General features: G+C 70.2%; 15 protein-coding genes. 11 read left to right on the top strand and 4 right to left on the bottom strand.

Annotation, left to right across the window (positions count from 1 at the left end; translation table 11 throughout):
• Window positions 1-55: 55 nt before the first annotated feature.
• Entirely contained in the window at window positions 56-520 is a 465-nt protein-coding gene (locus WIX39_RS26590; RefSeq protein ID WP_106936893.1) for a DUF962 domain-containing protein, read from the bottom strand.
• Between the two features lie 185 nt (window positions 521-705).
• Between WIX39_RS26590 and WIX39_RS26585 the strand changes: the two genes are divergently transcribed.
• From WIX39_RS26585 to WIX39_RS26575, 3 genes are all read left to right on the top strand, one after another.
• Window positions 706-1,431 carry a response regulator transcription factor gene (locus WIX39_RS26585; RefSeq protein ID WP_106936894.1) on the top strand — a complete coding sequence of 242 codons (726 nt, stop codon included), beginning with the start codon at window positions 706-708 and terminating at the stop codon, window positions 1,429-1,431.
• 46 nt (window positions 1,432-1,477) lie between these two features.
• On the top strand, window positions 1,478-3,244 hold the full coding sequence (locus WIX39_RS26580) for an ATP-binding response regulator (RefSeq protein ID WP_106937681.1): 1,767 nt from the start codon (window positions 1,478-1,480) through the stop codon (window positions 3,242-3,244).
• 194 nt (window positions 3,245-3,438) lie between these two features.
• Window positions 3,439-4,443, top strand: a complete 1,005-nt coding sequence (locus WIX39_RS26575) for a hypothetical protein (RefSeq protein WP_409196283.1) — start codon at window positions 3,439-3,441, stop codon at window positions 4,441-4,443.
• A gap of 94 nt (window positions 4,444-4,537) precedes the next feature.
• Here the strand turns inward: WIX39_RS26575 and ftsY are convergent, their stop codons facing one another.
• The gene (gene ftsY, locus WIX39_RS26570) at window positions 4,538-5,809 is read right to left on the bottom strand and encodes a signal recognition particle-docking protein FtsY (protein WP_409196282.1); all 1,272 of its coding nucleotides are present in this window, start codon (window positions 5,807-5,809) and stop codon (window positions 4,538-4,540) included.
• Between the two features lie 29 nt (window positions 5,810-5,838).
• On the opposite strand from ftsY, the gene WIX39_RS26565 reads away from it, so the two are divergent.
• Complete coding sequence (locus tag WIX39_RS26565; RefSeq protein ID WP_409196281.1) at window positions 5,839-7,287, top strand: M16 family metallopeptidase; 1,449 nt, start codon at window positions 5,839-5,841, stop codon at window positions 7,285-7,287.
• Between the two features lie 14 nt (window positions 7,288-7,301).
• Window positions 7,302-8,684: a M16 family metallopeptidase gene (locus tag WIX39_RS26560; RefSeq protein WP_409196280.1), complete on the top strand. Its 1,383-nt coding sequence runs from the start codon at window positions 7,302-7,304 to the stop codon at window positions 8,682-8,684.
• Between the two features lie 5 nt (window positions 8,685-8,689).
• Here the strand turns inward: WIX39_RS26560 and WIX39_RS26555 are convergent, their stop codons facing one another.
• A complete protein-coding gene (locus tag WIX39_RS26555; RefSeq protein WP_409196279.1) occupies window positions 8,690-9,604 on the bottom strand; it encodes a LysR family transcriptional regulator ArgP in 915 nt (304 codons plus the stop codon).
• A gap of 78 nt (window positions 9,605-9,682) precedes the next feature.
• Here WIX39_RS26555 and WIX39_RS26550 point away from each other — a divergent pair, with 78 nt between their 5' ends.
• Genes WIX39_RS26550 through pxpA form a run of 6 tightly spaced genes read left to right on the top strand, consistent with a single transcriptional unit; the run spans window position 9,683 to window position 13,984 of the window.
• On the top strand, window positions 9,683-10,318 hold the full coding sequence (locus tag WIX39_RS26550; protein WP_409196278.1) for a LysE/ArgO family amino acid transporter: 636 nt from the start codon (window positions 9,683-9,685) through the stop codon (window positions 10,316-10,318).
• 43 nt (window positions 10,319-10,361) lie between these two features.
• A complete protein-coding gene (locus tag WIX39_RS26545; protein ID WP_285412972.1) occupies window positions 10,362-11,009 on the top strand; it encodes an RsmD family RNA methyltransferase in 648 nt (215 codons plus the stop codon).
• A 43-nt stretch (window positions 11,010-11,052) separates the two neighbouring features.
• Complete coding sequence (gene coaD, locus WIX39_RS26540) at window positions 11,053-11,556, top strand: pantetheine-phosphate adenylyltransferase (protein WP_081269908.1); 504 nt, start codon at window positions 11,053-11,055, stop codon at window positions 11,554-11,556.
• A gap of 6 nt (window positions 11,557-11,562) precedes the next feature.
• Entirely contained in the window at window positions 11,563-12,225 is a 663-nt protein-coding gene (gene pxpB, locus WIX39_RS26535) for a 5-oxoprolinase subunit PxpB (RefSeq protein WP_081269907.1), read from the top strand.
• Complete coding sequence (locus WIX39_RS26530) at window positions 12,222-13,220, top strand: biotin-dependent carboxyltransferase family protein (RefSeq protein WP_409196277.1); 999 nt, start codon at window positions 12,222-12,224, stop codon at window positions 13,218-13,220. The genes pxpB and WIX39_RS26530 overlap by 4 nt, the downstream gene beginning before the upstream one ends.
• Before the next feature lie 23 nt (window positions 13,221-13,243).
• Entirely contained in the window at window positions 13,244-13,984 is a 741-nt protein-coding gene (gene pxpA / locus WIX39_RS26525; RefSeq protein ID WP_409196276.1) for a 5-oxoprolinase subunit PxpA, read from the top strand.
• A 66-nt stretch (window positions 13,985-14,050) separates the two neighbouring features.
• Here the strand turns inward: pxpA and WIX39_RS26520 are convergent, their stop codons facing one another.
• The gene (locus WIX39_RS26520; RefSeq protein WP_409196275.1) at window positions 14,051-14,755 is read right to left on the bottom strand and encodes an alpha/beta fold hydrolase; all 705 of its coding nucleotides are present in this window, start codon (window positions 14,753-14,755) and stop codon (window positions 14,051-14,053) included.
• Window positions 14,756-14,773: the final 18 nt, after the last annotated feature.

The raw sequence follows: 14,773 nt of genomic DNA, 5'->3' as shown, positions 1-14,773 counted from the left end.
AGGGAGTGCTAAACCAAGGGTTCCCTTGAGTTTCTATCGCGCCGATAGCCCCAGGCTACCAGCGTATGCCTAGCTTGAGAAAGAGCTTCGACAGAACGAACAGCGGGCCGACCCAGAGGTATTGGATGTCTTCGAAGAACGAAGGTTTCTTGCCTTCCAGCTTGTGGCCCACGAACTGAAAGATCCAGGCCACTACAAAGATAGCGGCCGAAAGCGGCAATACAAGGCCGCCCATCGCATGGACCAGCGCCAGGGCAATGGCGGTGAGCAGGGCCATGGCCAGCAGGAAGGCGGGCGCCCGCAGCAGGGCGTAGTACACGAGGCTGGCCGCCACGAACACGTACGCCACCCATGGGTGGATGGCGAACAGCAGCCCGACGATGCTCAGCATGATGGCCGGGATGGCCACGAAATGGATCAGTTCGTTGGTCGGGTTCCGGTGGCTCTCCTCGTAGTGGGCGAGCAGCCGGTCGACCTTGCGATCGCTCGATTCGAGCGGGGCGGCGGCGGTGTGCGTCATGGCGTGTCTCCGTGGGCGCCGTTCGATGCGGCGGAGCTTCGATGGTGCACACGGAAAAGCCCGATGGCAAGAGCGCTTCCGATGCGTATTTGCTATCAAAAAAGTAGCTTGAAAGCATTACAGGTGCGCGCACAGAATGACTTTGGGCACTTTCATCGCGCCGTCGCGCCGCTAAGATCAAGCGCGTGGCTTCCCTCGACACCTCATCCACGCCCCCGCATCCGGCCGCCGAGACCGGCACGTCCGCCGCCAACCCCGCACCCACCGCGATCCTCGTCGTGGACGACCACGACCTGCTGCGCCTCGGCGTCTGCGCGCTGGTCCAGGCGCAGGCGGCGTCCTCCGGCGCGAGCATCGAGGTTTTCGAGGCCGGCAACGTGGCCGACGCGCTGGTGCTCTACGAAACCCACCAGGCGTCCATCGGCCTCGTGCTGCTCGACCTGGCGCTGCCGGACACGCGCGGCCTGAGCGGCCTGGCCGACTTCCGCCAGCGCTTTCCCGACGCGCGCATCGTGGTGCTCTCGGGCACCGGAAACAGCACGCTGGCGCAGGGCGTGCTGGCGCTGGGCGCGGCAGCCTTCCTGCCCAAGTCGGCCGACCTGAAGGAAGTGGTGAGCTTCATCCGCGCCTGCGGCCTGCTCGACCCCTCGGCGCCCGGCGCCGCCGAACCCCCGCCGCCGGCCTTTTCCAGGCCGCTCGCCGGCCATGCCGAATTCCCCCATGCCAGCGCCTGGCAGGAGCTCACGCCGCGCCAGATGCAGGTGCTGCAATGGGTGCTCGAAGGCAAGGCGAACAAGGAAATCGCGCAGCTTGCGAACCTGAGCGAAGGCACCGTGAAGAACCACGTCTCGACCATCCTGCTGCTGTTCGGCATGCGATCGCGTGCCCAGCTGATCAGCACCCTGCACTGATTTGAGCGCACCGACCGTGGCGCCGAGCGAGCCGTCCGCCGACTACATGCTCGGCCAGCGGGTGCTGCGCGAGAGCATCGCCTCGGTCTACAGCACCTACATCGTCTCGACGCTGACGCACATGGCGTTCGTGCTGGTGTTCGGCGCCATCATCTATTCGCAGCTGAAAGACCCGAGCCTGCTGTTCTGGCTCGCCGCGCTGTTGATCGCCGACATCTACGTGCTCTTCACCCCGCGCTGGACGCCCGAGCGGCCGGCGCGCGAAAGCGCCTACTGGGCGCGCAAGATCTCGCGCATGGTCACGCTGGTGAGCATGGTCACCGCCGTGGTGCCCTGGCTCATCGTGCCGCACGAAAACCTGCCCATGACGTCGCTGCTGATGGCCGTGATCGTCGGCAGCTGCGCTCGCGCGGCCCAGTCGCTCTGGCCGCTGAAGCCGGCGCTGTTCGGCTACACGATGCCGATGTCGCTGGGCATGATCACCGCGCTCGCCTGGCAGGGCGACGGCCTGCACCTCTTCCTGGCGGCGGCCGGCGCCGCCTACCTGCTCCTGACGCTGCATGCGGGCGTCGGCCAGCACAAGCTGCTCACCGAGTCGCTCCTGCTGCGCTTCGAGAACGAGGCGCTTGCCGCACGGCTCGGCGAGCAGATTGCCGCCACCGAACGCGCCAGCGAAGAAAAGACGCGTTTTCTCGGCGCCGCCAGCCACGACCTGCGCCAGCCGCTGCACGCCATCGCGCTGTTCGGCGCCGCGCTGGAAAACGAACTGCGCGACCGCCCAGAGCGCAGAAATGCCGAGCGCCTGATGCGCGCGGTGAATGCGCTGGGTGCATCGCTCGACACGATGCTCGACGTCTCGCGGCTCGACGCGGGCGTGGTCACACCGGTGCCGCAGCCGGTGCAGCTCGACGCGCTGTTCCTGCCGCTCAATCACACCTTCGCGGCCCGGGCCGAACACAAGCAGCTGCAACTGCGCGTGCTCGCCAGCGGCCTGTGGGTGCACAGCGATCCGCAACTGCTGCACCGCATGCTGTCCAACCTGATGGACAACGCGCTGAAATACACGGCACGCGGCGGCGTGACCGTGACGGCGCGCGACCGCGGCGAAACCGTGTGGATCGAGGTGCGCGACAGCGGCATCGGCATCGCGCCCGAACAGTCGAGCCGGATCTTCGAGGAGTTCTATCAGATCAACAATCCAGGCCGCGACCGTTCGCGCGGGCTGGGCATCGGGCTGTCGATCGTGCAGCGGCTGTCGCGGCTGCTCGGCCATCCGGTGCAGATGCATTCGCGGCCGGGGCGCGGCACATTTTTCCGCGTGGTGGTGCCCGCGGTGAAGGCGCCGGCACGGTCGGCGGCCGCATCGGCGTCCGTCGCGGGGGCCGCATCGGCGCTGCGTGGCGGCAACCCCGAGTCCGCGTTGCCCGGGCGCGTGCTGCTGCTCGACGACGAACTGGAAATCCGCGAGGCCATGGTGGGGCTGCTGCGCTCCCATGCCGTCGATGCGCATGCCGTCGACAGCGAGGAAGCCGCGGCCGAGGCATTGAAGCAGGCCGCCGCCGAAGGCCGTCCCTTCGATCTGCTGCTGTGCGACTACCGGCTGGCCGACGGCGCGGACGGGCTCGACGCCGGCTTGCGCCTGAGCCAGGCCGCGAACCAGGGCACGACGGCCACGCCGCTGCTGCTCATCACCGGCGAAACCTCGCCGGACCGGCTGCAGCGCGTGCGCGAATCGCGCGTGCCGGTGCTGTTCAAGCCGGTGGCCGCCGAATCGCTGCTGCGTGCGATGGCGGAACTTGCGGCGGCCCGGTAGTCCATTCGATTTTTGAGCCTATTGGTATTAATTGAGTGCCAATGGCATCTGTAGCCGACAGATGAAATGACTTTCGGCACTGGCGAATACCGTGGTTGCGCATTAACTTAGCGGGGCACTGGCGTCTTGGACACCCTGTCCAAGTCCTCTTGCCAGAGCGCTCACAACACATGGATTCCGGAGGTTTTTCCCCAATGAAGTTCAGACTCGCGGCGGTAGCCGCAGCAGTCGCGGCGACGCTTGCCCTGGCGGCTTGCGGCGGCGGCGGCAACGATGGCAACAGCTTTGCGCCCATCGGCGTGCTCCCGTCCCCGCCTCCCGCTCCCGCTCCGCCGCCCGCGGAGCCCCCCGCGCCAGCCCCTGCGCCCGCGCCCGCGCCGGCCACCAGCACCTTCCTGTACGAGCAGGTGCCGTATCCAGCCGATGGCGCGGCTTTCCTGAACGACCTCAATACCGAAGGTGCGAAGGGCTACAGGTTCCTCGGCGCGTTGACGGCGGCCCAGTCCGGTGCCGGCGCCAACGTCTATTACAAGACCGGCGACATCACCTACGTCTACGAGACGAAGGCGACGCCGGCGGACGCGGATGCCTTCCTGGCCCAGGCCAACGAAGCGGGCGGGCGCGGCTATCGCTGGGCCGGCGCAAGCAGCGTGAACAACGTGCCGGTGATGATCTATCGCAAGGACAGCGGCACCAGCGCCACCTACACCTACCGCACCGAGGCCGCGGCGGCCAGCAGGTCCGACTTCATCGCCCGTGGCAACGCGCAGGGCGCGGAGGGCTACTTCAATACCGCGCCGGCCTACGGGTTCGGCTCGGCGATGGTCGCGGTCTTCGAGAAGAGCTCGGTCGGCAATTCCACGTTCGCCTATGAAGTGAAAGACGACGCATCCGACGTCGGCGCGACCCTGGCGCAGTTCGAGGAGGCGGGCGCTCGCGGCTTCCGCTTCAGGGGGCCGTACAGCTTCGGGAACATCTTCGCCAAGGACCTTTCGCAGTCCAGCACCTTCACCTACCAGGCGCTGGTTCCGAAGGACACGCTGGCAGCGGAGATCGAGCAGTCGAACACGCTGGGCGCGACCGGCTTCGCCCTCATCGGCCCGATGATCGTGAACTCGCTGACGCGCAACTACTACTACAAGGCCAGCAATTGCACGGGGCCCGCCCTGTGCATGCCGACATCGCCGTTCGGTCTCTGACCCGGCGAGGGGGGAGAAGAGAGGAAAAGAAGAAAAGAGAAACGGCCCCGGTGCAAGCCGGGGCCGTTTTTTTATGGGTGGGGCACGGACCGCGTCAGCCGAGCAGCGCCTGCGCGAACTCGCGCGCGTCGAAGGTCTCCAGGTCTTCCAGCTTCTCGCCCACGCCGATGAAGTACACCGGGATCGGCCTTTCGCGCGCAATGGCGCACAGCACGCCGCCCTTGGCCGTGCCGTCGAGCTTGGTGACGATCAGGCCCGTGAGGCCCAGCGTCTCGTCGAAGGCCTTGACCTGCGCGAGCGCGTTCTGGCCGGTGTTGCCGTCGATCACCAGCAGCACCTCGTGCGGCGCCGTGGCGTCGGCCTTGGTGACGACGCGCTTGATCTTCTTGAGCTCGTCCATCAGGTGCAGCTGCGTCGGCAGGCGGCCGGCCGTGTCGACCAGCACCACGTCCTTGCCGCGCGCCTTGCCGGCGTTCACCGCGTCGAAGCTCACGGCGGAGGGGTCGCCGCCCTCGTTGCTCACGATCTCGACCGTGTTGCGGTCGGCCCAGACCAGCAATTGCTCGCGTGCGGCAGCCCGGAAGGTGTCGGCCGCGGCCAGCAGCACCGAGGCGCCTTCGGTGGCCAGGTGCTTGGTGAGCTTGCCGATGGAAGTGGTCTTGCCCGCGCCGTTGACGCCGGCCACCATGATGACGGTGGGCGTGAACTGGCCGATGACCAGCGGCTTCTCCAGCGGCTTGAGCAGGTCGGCGATCGCCTCGGCGAGCAGGACCTTGACCTGGGCCGCGTCGGTGGCCATCTGGCGCTTGACGCGGCCGCGCAGGTCTTCGAGCAGGTACTCGGTCGCCTTGACGCCGGTGTCGGCCATCAGCAAAGCGGACTCGAGCTCTTCATAGAGTGCGTCGTCGATCTGGGCGTTGACGAAGACGGCCTGGATGCCGGTGCCGGTCTTGCGCAGGCCGGTCTTGAGCTTGTCGAGCCAGCTCTTGCGCTCGGGGACCGCCGGCGCCGAGGCGACCGGGGAGGGAGCCGGGACGGGGGCAGGCGCCGGAGCTGGCGCGGGAGCGAAGACAGGCGCCAGTGCCGCAGGCGGAGCGGCCACCACCGGGGCTGGCGCCGGCGCCGCGACGACCGGCGCAGGGGCGGCCGGTGCTGGTGCAGGTGCCAGAGCGGGCGTTGGAGCAGGGGCCGATGCAGGCGCAGCAGGCGCTTCCTCCGCTGCAGGCTTCGAGCCGAACCAGCTCGAAGGCGAGAACACCGAGCGCGTGGGCGCGGGCTCCGGGGCAGGCGCTGGCGCGGCGGCCGGAGGGAGCGCCGGCGCGACCGGGGCATCGGCAGGCGGTTTTTTCTTGAAGAAACTGAACATCAGGAGCTTTTTACAATCCGACCCATTCTATGAAACACCTCCCGCCACGCCGTGCTGCGTCTGGTGCGGTGCTGGCGATGGCGCTCGTGGCGCCGTGGGCCATGCCTGCGCAGGCCCAGTCCACTCCGGCCCCCGCCGCTTCGTCCGCCGCCGCCGCGGCTGCGCCGGGACCCCAGCAATTCACCCTTGCCAACGGCATGACGCTGATCGTCCAGCCCGACCGGCGCTCGCCCACAGCGGTGCAGATGGTCTGGGTGCGCGTCGGCTCCCTCGACGAAGTCGACGGCACCTCCGGCGTCGCACATGCGCTCGAACACATGATGTTCAAGGGCACCAGGGACATCAAGCCCGGCGAGTTCTCGCGCCGCGTGGCGGCCCTCGGCGGCCAGGAAAACGCCTTCACCACCCGCGACTACACCGGCTACTACCAGCAGATCCCGGTCGGCAGCCTCGAGCAGGTGATGAAGCTCGAATCCGACCGCTTCGCCAACAACCAGTGGCCCGACGACGAGTTCAAGCGCGAGATCGAAGTCGTCAAGGAAGAGCGCCGCCTGCGCACCGAAGACCAGCCGCGCGCCCTGCTCGGCGAGCAGCAGAACGCCGCCGTCTTCATCGCGTCGCCCTACCACCGCCCCGTGGTCGGCTGGATGAGCGACCTCGACGCCATGACCCCGGCCGACGTGCGCGACTTCCACCAGCGCTGGTACGTGCCCGCCAACGCCGTGCTGGTGGTGGCCGGCGACGTCGACGTGGCCCAGGTCCGCGCGATGGCCGAGAAGTACTACGGCCGCATCCCCTCGCGCGCGGTGCCCGTGCGCAAGCCGCGCGTGGAGCCGGTGCAGCGCGGCATCCGCCGCCTCGAATTCAAGGCGCCCGCCGAGCAGGCCTATGTGTCGCTGGCCTACCGCGTGCCGCAGATCGCGAACATCGACGACGTGAACAGCGACTCCTGGGCGCTGGTGGTGCTGTCCGCCGTGCTCGACGGCTATGCCGGCGCGCGGCTCGACCGCGCGCTCACGCAGGGCCCCGACCGCGTCGCCGATTCGGCCGGCGCCTATGCGGGCTTCATCGGCCGCGGGCCGCAGCTCTTCGTGCTCGAAGGCGTGCCGGCCGCCGGCAAGAGCGCCGAGGCGGTCGAGGCCGCCTTGCGCGCGCAGGTGGCGCGCATCGCCAAGGAAGGCGTGGGCGAAGCGGAGCTGGCCCGGGTCAAGACGCAATGGGTGGCGAGCGAAACCTACAAGCGCGACTCGGTGATGGCGCAGGCGCGCGAACTCGGCAGCAACTGGATCCAGGGGCTGCCGCTGGACGCCAGCGAACGCATCGTCGCGCGGCTGCAAGCCGTCACGGCCGCGCAGGTGCAGGCCGTGGCCGCGAAGTACTTCGGCGACGACCAGCTCACGGTCGCCACGCTGCGGCCCCTGCCGCCCGAGCCCAAGCGCGGCCGCGGTTTCGCTGCGCCCGCGGGCGAGCTGCGCTGAAAGGTCCCGATTCCATGACGAAGACTCTCAAGAAAACCGCATGCGCCCTGCTGTTCGCAGGCGTGGCGGCCCTCACGGGCATGACCGGCGCGCATGCCGCGCTGCCCATCCAGCACTGGACGCTCGCCAACGGCGCCAAGATCTATCTGGTGTCGACCAACGCGCTGCCGATCGTCGACATGCAGCTCGACTTCGACGCCGGCAGCCGACGCGACCCGGCACCGCAGGCCGGCCTCGCCAGCACCACGGCCGCGATGGTCGAGAAGGGCGTGCGCGCAGGCAAGGGCGGCGAGCCCGCGCTCGACCAGAATGCCCTCGGCGAAGCCTGGGCCGACCTGGGCGCCAGCTTCGACGTGAGCGCCGGCACCGACCGCACCAGCTATTCGCTGCGCACGCTGTCCGACCCGGCGCTGCTGAACAAGGCCGTCGCGCTGGCTTCGCGCGAGATCGGCGAGCCGGCCTTCCCCGACGACGTGTGGCAGCGCGAGCGCGAGCGTATCAACGCCGCCATCAAGGAGGCCAACACCAAGCCCGCGACCGTTGCGGGCCGCGCCTTCGCGCAGACGGTGTACGGCACGCATCCCTACGGCCAGGAAGTGACCGAGGAAACGCTGGCGCGCATCGACACCGCCGCCATGCGCCAGCGCTACGAGCAGCTGATGGTGCCGTGCCGCGCCAAGCTCAGCATCGTCGGCGCCGTCACGCGCGCCGAGGCCGAGACGCTCGCCAACACGCTGCTGTCGCGCCTGCCCGGACCGGAGGCCTGCACGCCGCTGCCGGCCATCGCGCCCGTGGCCGCGCTGACCGCGCCGAAGGAAGAGCGCATTCCGTTCGACTCGGCGCAGGCCCATGTCTTCATCGGCCAGCCCGGCTATCCGCGCAAGGACCCGGACCACTTCGCGCTCACGCTGGGCAACTACGTGCTCGGAGGCGGCGGCTTCGTGTCGCGGCTGACCGACCAGGTGCGCGAGAAGCGCGGGCTCACCTACAGCATCTACAGCGGCTTCGCGCCGGGGCTCGAGGCGGGCGCGTTCCGCATCGGCTTCCAGACCCGGCCCGACCAGGCCGAGGAAGCGGTGAAGGTGTCGCGCGAGGTGCTCGCGAAGTTCGTGGCCGAAGGCCCGACCGCCACCGAGCTGAAGGCCGCCAAGGACAACGTGATCGGCGGCTTCCCGCTGCTGCTCGACAGCAACCGCAAGCTGATCGGTAACGTGGCCAACATCGCCTGGCACGACCTGCCGCTGGACTACCTCGACACATGGACCGCGCGCATGAACGCGGTCACGGCGGCCGACATCAAGGCCGCCTTCCAGCGCAAGCTGCAGCCGGAGCGCATGGTGACGGTGGTGGTGGGCGGCAAGCCCGCACAGGCCTCCGCCAAGGCGCAGCCGCAGTAAAGCGACTAGGCCAGGGCGTGCGGCCCCTGGCTGGCGGCCGCGCGAACGGCGGCGCCGAGTTTTTCCAGCAGGCGCGGCGCCGCGCGCGCCTGCTGCCAGTAGAGCGGCACCGGCAGCGTCGAGCCGGGCACCAGTTCCACCAGCCTGCCTTCGCGGATGGCGCCGGCCACCATGCTGGCCGGATGCATGCCCCAGCCCATGCCGGCGCACGCCGCCTCGACGAAGGCGGTGGGCGAGGGCACCCAGTGCCGCGGCGTCTCGACATTGCGGTGGCAGATGCGCCGCACCCAGCGCGCCTGCAGCCGGTCCTTGCGGTCGAACACCAGGCTCGGCGCGTTCGCCAGCGTGCGCGCTCCCACGCCCCTGGCGAAATGGTCGCGCACGAATGCCGGGCTCGCGGCCGCCACGTAGTGCACCGTGCCCAGCGCCTCGCTGTTGCAGCCCGCCACCGGCTTCGCCAGCGCCGTGACGGCCGCCAGCACCGCACCGCTGCGCAGCCGCTCGGCCGTGTGGTCCTGGTCGTCCACCGTGAGGTCGAGCAGCACCGTCCGTGCCTGCGCGGTGAAGGCTGCCGCCGCCGCGATGAACCAGGTCGCCAGGCTGTCGGCGTTGACGGCCACGCGCACCGTCAGCCGCTCGTCGCCGGCCTCGCCACTGCCCATGCCCAGCACGGGCATGGCGTCGCGCAGTTCGTGCTCCAGCATGCCCACGCGCTCGACATGCCGGCACAGCTGCAGCCCCGCCTCGGTCGCCACGCAGGGCTGGCCGCGCACGAGCAAGGCGCCGCCGGTGCGCTCTTCGAGCTGCTTGATGCGTTGCGACACCGCCGACGGCGTGACGTGGAGCGCGCGGGCCGCGCGTTCGAAGCTGCCCTCGCGCACGACGGCTGCGAGGGCGTTCAGGGCGGCATAGTCGAGCATGATGGCGATGAAGTAAAACTGAATCGGCGTTAGAAGGTTTAGTTTGAATTAACCGTGTGCAAGCCGCAAGCTCGGACCATGCAAGCCGTACAAGCCACCCCCGCCTTCGCCAACGGGCTCTTCATGAGCCTGGTCCTCATCGTCGCCATCGGCGCGCAGAACGCCTACGTGCTGCGCCAGGGCTTGCGCCGAGAGCACGTGGGCGCGGTGGTGCTGTTCTGCGCGGCCAGCGACGCTGTGCTGATCGGCGCCGGGGTGGCCGGCATGGCGCAGGCGCTGAAGGGCCGCCCGATGCTTGCGACCGTGCTGGCGGCATTCGGCGCCGTCTTTCTCTGCACTTATGGACTGAAGGCCCTGTGGCGTTCGCGCCGGCCCGCCGCGCTGCAGGCCAGCGCGCAGGGCGTGTCGCTGTCGCGCGCGGCCGTGGTCGCGCAGGCCGCAGGCTTCACGCTGCTCAATCCGCATGTCTACCTCGACACCGTGCTGCTCGTGGGCAGTGCCGGCGCGCAGTACGCGGGGCCGCTGAAGGTCTGGTTCGTGGCGGGCGCGGCCACGGCCAGCGCGCTGTGGTTCACCTCGCTGGGCTTCGGTGCGCGCCTGCTCGCGCCGGTGTTCGCCCGGCCGCGCGCCTGGCAGATGCTCGACGGGCTCATCGGCGGCACCATGCTCCTGCTGGCCGCCATGCTGGCCCATCGCGCCTTCAGCGGGCTCTGAAGTGGGCTCCGGGCCGAGGGGCGCCGGGCGTTAAGCTCGCCGCATGCCCCAGAAGAAAGCCGCCCCAGCCGCCCGTCCCGCCGCAACCAGGCGCCCATCGAAGCCCAGCGAGGTGCGCATCATCGGCGGCGAATGGAAGCGCACCCGCCTCGCCGTGGCCGACAAGCCCGGCCTGCGCCCCACGCCCGACCGCGTGCGCGAAACCCTCTTCAACTGGCTCGCGAGCCTGGCCGGGGCCGGCGGCGGCGAGCTGCCGGGCTGGCACTGCGTCGACGCCTTCGCCGGCACCGGCGCGCTGGGCCTGGAAGCCGCCTCGCGCGGCGCCGCCAGCGTGCTGCTGTGCGAGCAGGATGCCGCGCTGGTCGCTCAACTGCAGGCCGCCAAGGCCAAGCTGTCGGCCGAGGCCGTGCGCATCGAGCGCGGCAACGGCGTGACGGCGCTGGAGCGCACCCCCGCCGGCAGCCTCGACGCCGTGTTCCTCGATCCGCCGTTCGACAGCACCGCGCTCTACGAGCCCGCCCTGCGCGCCGCCGCGCGCGCGCTGCGTGCCGGGGGCTCGGTGTACCTGGAGGCGCCGCGCCGCTGGAGCGACGAAGAGCTCGCCGCCTTCGGCCTCGCCGGCTTCCGTTACCTGAAGGCCGGCGCCGTGCATGCCCATCTGCTTCGGCCCGCTCCGGAGGGGACTGCATAATCCGCCGAACAAGCCGCATCGGCAGCATGAGGAAGAAGCAACCATGGCCAGCAACGTGATCGCGGTTTACCCCGGCACTTTCGACCCCATCACCCTCGGTCACGAGGACGTGGTGCGGCGCGCAACCCAGCTCTTCTCCAAGGTGATCGTCGCCGTCGCGGCGGGCCACCACAAGAAGGCGCTCTTCACGCTGTCCGAGCGCATGGACATGGCCCGCGAGGCGGTGAAGCCCTACAGCGACCAGGTCACTGTCGAGAGCTTCTCCGGCCTGCTGCGCGACTTCGTCGTCGCGCGCGGCGGCAAGGCCATGGTGCGCGGCCTGCGCGCCGTGACCGACTTCGACTACGAGTTCCAGCTCGCGGGCATGAACCGTTCGCTGATGCCCGACGTCGAGACCGTGTTCCTGACCCCCAGCGACAAGTACCAGTTCATCTCCAGCACCTTCGTGCGCGAGATCGCCATGCTCGGCGGCGAGGTCCACAAGTTTGTCTCTCCCAACGTGGAGCAGCAGCTCGCCGCCAAGGTTCGCAGCCTCGGCCGTGAATAAGCCGCGATGAGCGGCACCCCGCCGCCCCGGCTGCATCTCCTGGGCGATGCAGCGCTCTTGTGCGAGCTGCCTGCGCCCGCCACACTGGCGCAGCAGCAGCGCATCTGGGCGCTCGCCGAGCGTGCGCGCCAATGGCCGGGCGTCGGCGAGACGCTGCCGGGCATGAACAACCTCACGCTGACCTTCGACCCGACCGCGATCGACCTCGACACTCTCACGGCCCACGTGCTGGAGGCCTGGCCAAAGCTGCCGTCCGGCGGCGCCCTGGGCCGGCTGGTCGAGATCCCGGTGGCCTACGGCGGAGAGCACGGGCCCGACCTGGCGGACGTCGCGGCGCACACCGGCTTCACGCCGGCCGAGGTGGTGCGGCGCCACAGCGCGGGCGAATACGTCGTGTACCTGCTCGGCTTCCTGCCGGGCTTCGCCTTCATGGGCGGCCTGCCACCCGAACTCGCCACGCCGCGCCGGGCGGAGCCGCGCACCGCGGTGCCCGCGCGTTCGGTCGGCATCGGCGGCGAGCAGACCGGCATCTACCCGCTGGCCTCGCCCGGCGGCTGGCAACTGATCGGGCGCACCCCGCTCGAGTTGTTCGACCCCAAGGCCGCACCGCCCACGCTGCTGCGCCCCGGCGACCGCGTGCGCTTCGTCGCGGAAAGCGTGCAGGCATGATCGTCGTCCAGAAACCCGGCGTGCTCGCGTCGGTGCAAGACCTGGGGCGGCACGGCCATCGCCAGCTCGGCATCTGCCCCGGCGGCGCGCTCGACGTGCTTTCGCTCACGCTGGCCAACCGGCTCGTGGGCAACGCCGACGGCGCCGCGGGCCTCGAACTCACCATGGGCGGCTGCGAGCTTCGCTTCGAAGCCGCCACGCGCATCGCGCTGACCGGCGACGACTTCACGGCCAGGCTCGACGGCGTGCCGCTGCGCGCCTGCTGGAGCGTGCCGGTGGCGGCCGGCCAGGTCCTGAAGCTCTCCGGCGCGAACTCGCCTGGCGCGGCGAAGGCCGGGCTGCGCGGCTGGCTCGCGGTGGCGGGCGGCATCGACGTGCCGCAGATCCTGGGCTCGCGCAGCACCGACCTGAAGGCCGGCTTCGGCGGCCACCAGGGGCGCCCGCTGCGCAAGGGCGACCGCCTGCCGCTGGGCACGCCCAGGCTCGACGCCGCTCAACTCGCCCGCCGCCCCTTCGGCGTGCGCGGGCCGGACTGGGGCTCCACGGAAGCCGACGGCGCCATCGCCCTGCGCGTGCTGCCCGGCCCCGAGTTCGAGCAGTTCACCCTGGCCGCGCGCGAACTGCTGTGGGGAGAGCGGTGGCGCATCACGCCCCAGAGCAACCGCATGGGCAGCCGGCTCGCGGGCGCCGAGCTCAAGCGCAAGCGCGGCGGCGACATGCTGTCGTCGGGCGTCATCCCCGGCACGGTGCAGGTGCCGCCGTCGGGCCAGCCGATCATCCTGATGGGCGATGCGCAGACCACCGGCGGCTACCCGCGCATCGGCGTGGTGATCCGCGCCGACCTGTGGAAGCTGGCGCAGGCGCCGCTGAACGGCATGCTGCGGCTGGTGCAGGTCGACCAGCCGCAGGCGCTGGCCGCATGGGCTCAGCAGCAGCGCTATCTTGCGCAGGTGGCGCAGGGGTTGGCCGCTACAGGCTGGCCGGGCAGGGCATAGACTTTCCGCAAAGGAACGCCCCCATGCACATCGACCTCAACGCAGACCTCGGCGAAGGCGCCGGCAGCGACGAAGAACTGCTCGCGCTGGTGAGCTCCGCCAACATCGCCTGCGGCTGGCACGCCGGCGACGCCAAGACCATGCAGCAGTGCGTGCGCTGGGCCATGCGCCACGGCGTGGCCATCGGCGCGCACCCCAGCTTCCCGGACCGCGAGAACTTCGGCCGCAGCACCATGCATCTGCCGCCCGAAGAGATCGTGGCCAACGTGCTCTACCAGATCGGCGCGCTGGCGGCCATCGTGAAGGCGGAGGGCGGCAGGCTGTCGCACGTGAAGGCCCACGGCCAGCTCTACAACCAGGCCGCGAAGGAACCCGAGCTCGCCGACGCGCTGTGCGAGGCGGTGCGCCGCTTCGACCCCACGCTCAGGTTCTTCGGCCTCGCGGGCAGCCGCATGATCGACGCAGCCCGCCGTGCCGGCCTGGAGCCTGTCGAAGAGGTGTTCGCGGATCGTGGCTACATGCCCGACGGCAGCCTCGTGCCGCGCAGCCAGCCCGGCGCGCTCATCGACAGCGAAGAGCGCGCCATCGCGCAGACGCTCTCGATGGCGCGGGACCGCCGCGTGACGGCCATCGACGGCAGCGTCGTGCCCGTCAACGCACAGACCGTGTGCCTGCATGGGGACGGCGCCCATGCACTGGCTTTTGCGCGCCGCATCCGCGAGCGGCTGCAGGCCGAAGGTATCGCGGTGCGGTCGTCGGCCTGACCCCAGGGCGCGCTCGGAAGCGCTCCCACCCGCCTTCGGCGATCGCCACGAGAGCGGCCGCGAGGCTCAGCCGAAGTGCTTCGCGAGCCAGCCGTTCAATGCGGCGTTGACGAGCTCCGGCTTCTCCATCGTCAGCATGTGGCCGCAGGCGGGCACCCACACCACCTCGGCCTGCGGCAGCAGCGCGGCCATCTCGCGGGTGCACTCGGGCGGCGCGAGCTTGTCGTCGTCGCCGCACATCAGCAGCACCGGCGCACGCACCGAGCCCAGGTGCAGCCGCGCGTCGGGCCGCCGCATCACGGCGCGGTTCTGGCTGATGAGCTGCTGCGCGCCCGCGCCCAGCACGATGTCGAGGTAGCGCCGCACCAGCACTTCATCGGCCGCCTGCGCGGGGTGGAAGGCGAAGTAGACGTTCGGCTCGATCACGTCGCGCAGCTCGTCGCGCTCGAAGTACTCGATGGCGCCTTCGCGCAGCGTGAACATCTCAGGCGTCTCGGGCCGCGCGCTGGTGCCCAGAAGGGCAAGGCCGACGATGCGCTCGGGCGCCTGGCGGGCCGCTTCCATCGCGACCATGCCGCCCATCGACGCGCCGCACAGCACCAGCGGGCCATGGTTGTCGCGCAGCACCGCGGCGGCCATGCCCTCGATGGTGCCGTTGTGCCGCTGGGCGTCGCTCACGCGGGTGTCGAAGACGGAGGGAAGGGCGGGGATCTGGGCTTCCCAGATGCGCTCGTCGCAGGCGAGGCCGGGCAGCAGGACTAGATTTGGCATGCATGGATTCTGCGCGAT

This window comes from Variovorax sp. AB1(2024) (assembly GCF_037482385.2).
GTDB lineage: Bacteria > Pseudomonadota > Gammaproteobacteria > Burkholderiales > Burkholderiaceae_C > Variovorax.
The sequence above is the reverse complement of the archived record's forward strand: the minus strand, read 5'-3'. Positions and strand labels throughout refer to the sequence as shown.

Bases quoted from the DNA above. Each gene is read 5' to 3' on its own strand.
- WIX39_RS26590 (WP_106936893.1), bottom strand. From the start codon at position 520: ATGACGCACACCGCCGCCGCCCCGCTCGAATCGAGCGATCGCAAGGTC.
- WIX39_RS26580 (WP_106937681.1), top strand. From the start codon at position 1,478: ATGCTCGGCCAGCGGGTGCTGCGCGAGAGCATCGCCTCGGTCTACAGC.
- WIX39_RS26575 (WP_409196283.1), top strand. From the start codon at position 3,439: ATGAAGTTCAGACTCGCGGCGGTAGCCGCAGCAGTCGCGGCGACGCTT.
- ftsY (WP_409196282.1), bottom strand. From the start codon at position 5,809: ATGTTCAGTTTCTTCAAGAAAAAACCGCCTGCCGATGCCCCGGTCGCG.
- WIX39_RS26565 (WP_409196281.1), top strand. From the start codon at position 5,839: ATGAAACACCTCCCGCCACGCCGTGCTGCGTCTGGTGCGGTGCTGGCG.
- WIX39_RS26560 (WP_409196280.1), top strand. From the start codon at position 7,302: ATGACGAAGACTCTCAAGAAAACCGCATGCGCCCTGCTGTTCGCAGGC.
- WIX39_RS26555 (WP_409196279.1), bottom strand. From the start codon at position 9,604: ATGCTCGACTATGCCGCCCTGAACGCCCTCGCAGCCGTCGTGCGCGAG.
- WIX39_RS26550 (WP_409196278.1), top strand. From the start codon at position 9,683: ATGCAAGCCGTACAAGCCACCCCCGCCTTCGCCAACGGGCTCTTCATG.
- WIX39_RS26545 (WP_285412972.1), top strand. From the start codon at position 10,362: ATGCCCCAGAAGAAAGCCGCCCCAGCCGCCCGTCCCGCCGCAACCAGG.
- coaD (WP_081269908.1), top strand. From the start codon at position 11,053: ATGGCCAGCAACGTGATCGCGGTTTACCCCGGCACTTTCGACCCCATC.
- pxpB (WP_081269907.1), top strand. From the start codon at position 11,563: ATGAGCGGCACCCCGCCGCCCCGGCTGCATCTCCTGGGCGATGCAGCG.
- WIX39_RS26530 (WP_409196277.1), top strand. From the start codon at position 12,222: ATGATCGTCGTCCAGAAACCCGGCGTGCTCGCGTCGGTGCAAGACCTG.
- pxpA (WP_409196276.1), top strand. From the start codon at position 13,244: ATGCACATCGACCTCAACGCAGACCTCGGCGAAGGCGCCGGCAGCGAC.
- WIX39_RS26520 (WP_409196275.1), bottom strand. From the start codon at position 14,755: ATGCCAAATCTAGTCCTGCTGCCCGGCCTCGCCTGCGACGAGCGCATC.